A 2,854-nucleotide genomic window follows, 5' to 3' on the forward strand; every position below is an offset into this window, starting at 1 on the left:
TGCTTGATTTTCCTAGTAATATAACTCATACCTATACTACTGCAGAACGATTTACAGCACAACTAATTGTAACCGATAGTAATGGATGTATCAATACTCAAGATATTGAAATTGATGCGGCACAAGGGATGCCGGTAATCAACTTAAATGGTGGAGATATCACTCAATGTCAAGGTGAAGCTTTTGTCGATCCTATGTCTGCAACAGATGCTGATGGAAATGATATTACTAATCAGGTTGTGGTTAGCGTTGATCCAGATACCTTTGGAAACGCTGCTAGTCCAAATCCAGGAACCTATACATTTAGCTATACGCTTACTGATGCTGAGGACAAAATGAGAACGGTAGTGATTAATGCATCGCCACAACCTCAGATACAAACAGCCGTCTTAACCGTACCAACTGGCGATAATATTACATTTAATACCATTGATAATAATCCGAATGCTCCTACCGCAGGCATTGCGTATTCATGGGTGTTTAGTAATGGATTCACTTCTGATTTAGCCAATGTCACGACTAGTTTTGATGCAGCCGGTACTTATAATGTATCATTAAGAATCACCTATAATAATTCTGGGTGTTTTGATGAAACGAATATTGATTTCGAAGTAACCCAAGCCAACAGACCACCAACCGCTGAAGATATTACTATAAGTTTTGATCAAAACTCTACCAATAATACTATTGATTTAACTGTTAGTATTAACGATCTTGATGGAGATGCATTAACAACCACCATTGTTACAAATGCCACAAATGGAACCGCTACAATTAGCGGCAATATAATCATCTATACACCTAATACAAATTATGTAGGTGATGACACGATCATTTACCAAGTTTCTGATGGGGTAAATCCTGCTGTGCAAGCAACTATAACTATTTCAGTAGACGATGTTAACTTCCCGCCTACAGCTCAAGATACTACAGTGAGTTTTGATGAAAATTCAGCCAACAATATTATTGATGTTAGTAGCTTAATTAATGACGATGATGGTGATGCCTTGACTTTATCAATAGCAATGAATTCAACCAATGGTGTGTCAACACTCGCTGGTCCTACAACAATATCGTATTCACCAGATACGGACTATAGTGGACCGGACTCTATTACCTATCAAGTTACGGATGGAGTAAATCCGCCAGTTCAGGCGATTATTACTATTTCTGTAGATAATGTAAACATGCCACCAATTGCTGCCGATTTCACAGCTACGGTAGATGAAAATTCAACGAATAATCCTATTGATTTGGTTCCAAATATCACAGAACCTGATGGGGATGCCTATACTACGGCAATCGTAACTGGACCCAGTAATGGATCAGCGACTATTACTGGCAATGTTATTAGCTATACTCCAAATGCCAATTTTGACGGTGCTGATTCTATTACCTATTCTGTTAATGATGCTATGAATCCTGCGGTTAATGGAATTATTTCAATTGATGTACAAAATGTGAATATGCCGCCAGTAGCTCAAAATGACAACCTATCCATTACCGAAGGCAATAATTTTGGAATTAGCATATTCATTGATAACGGCAATGGTCCAGACCAAGATCCGGATGGAGATACCTTTACCGTAGATCAAGTTAATGGAAGTGCTCCTTTAGTCGGAACTAATGTCGCAGGTACTAATGGAGGTATATTTAATATTAATCCCGCAGGAAATCTAATATTTAATACCAATGGTGATTTTGTAGCATTAAATAATGGTGAAACCGATACTACTCAAATTACCTATCAAATCAATGATGGGAATGGAGGAACAGATACAGCAACTGTAATTGTTACCGTTGATGGAGTTGACCCTGTAAACCAACCTCCCGTAGCGCAGGATGATGCATTCACTGTGGCAGAAAATGCTTCCACACTAAATAGGAATCTATTTAATGATAATGGAAATGGAGTTGATTCTGATCCCGAAAATGATCCTCTTACAGTAGATAGAGTGAACAACCTTGGTTCTAATATTGGCCAACAAGTATTTGGCACCAATGGAGGTATATTCCTTATTGCCGCAAATGGGAATATGAGCTTTGATCCAAACGGAGAATTTGATGCGCTGAATAATGGTGAATCGCAAGTGACAAGTGTCACCTATAGAATAACTGATGGCACCAACTTTAGTAATACTGCAACAGTATCAATAACGGTAACTGGAATTAGTGTATCTAATATAGCACCAACAGCTGTAGCAGGACCAAATCAAAATCTACCAAGCGGAACTACTTCTTTTTCATTGGATGGAACAGGAAGTTCTGATCCGGATGGTTCTATTACTGCCTATGCATGGACACAAGTAAGTGGCCCTAATACAGCTACTATCTCAAATAGTTCAAGCGCATCAACCAACATTACAGGAGCAATAACAGGTACATATGTTTTCCAATTGGAAGTAACAGACAATGGAACTCCTGGATTAACGGATACCGATACAGTACAAATTATTATTGATGCACCTGCCAATCAGCAACCAATTGCAGAAGCTGGACCAAATCAGAATCTTGTTGCTGGAACTACTTCTTTTTCATTGGATGGAACAGGAAGTTCTGATCCGGATGGTTCTATTACTGCCTATGCATGGACACAAGTAAGTGGCCCTAATACAGCTACTATCTCAAATAGTTCAAGCGCATCAACCAACATTACAGGAGCAATAACAGGTACATATGTTTTCCAATTGGAAGTAACAGACAATGGAACTCCTGGATTAACGGATACCGATACAGTACAAATTATTATTGATGCACCTGCCAATCAGCAACCAATTGCAGAAGCTGGACCAAATCAGAATCTTGTTGCTGGAACTACTTCTTTTTCATTGGATGGAACAGGAAGTTCTGATCC

General features: G+C 38.8%; 1 protein-coding gene. It reads left to right on the forward strand.

Annotation, left to right across the window (positions count from 1 at the left end; translation table 11 throughout):
- A partial coding sequence (locus GWK10_RS18230; RefSeq protein ID WP_164033839.1) for a beta strand repeat-containing protein occupies positions 1 to 2,854 on the forward strand: 2,854 nt, incomplete at both ends.

The sequence above is a fragment of the Spongiivirga citrea genome (genome assembly GCF_010671565.1).
GTDB classification, from domain to species: domain Bacteria; phylum Bacteroidota; class Bacteroidia; order Flavobacteriales; family Flavobacteriaceae; genus Spongiivirga; species Spongiivirga citrea.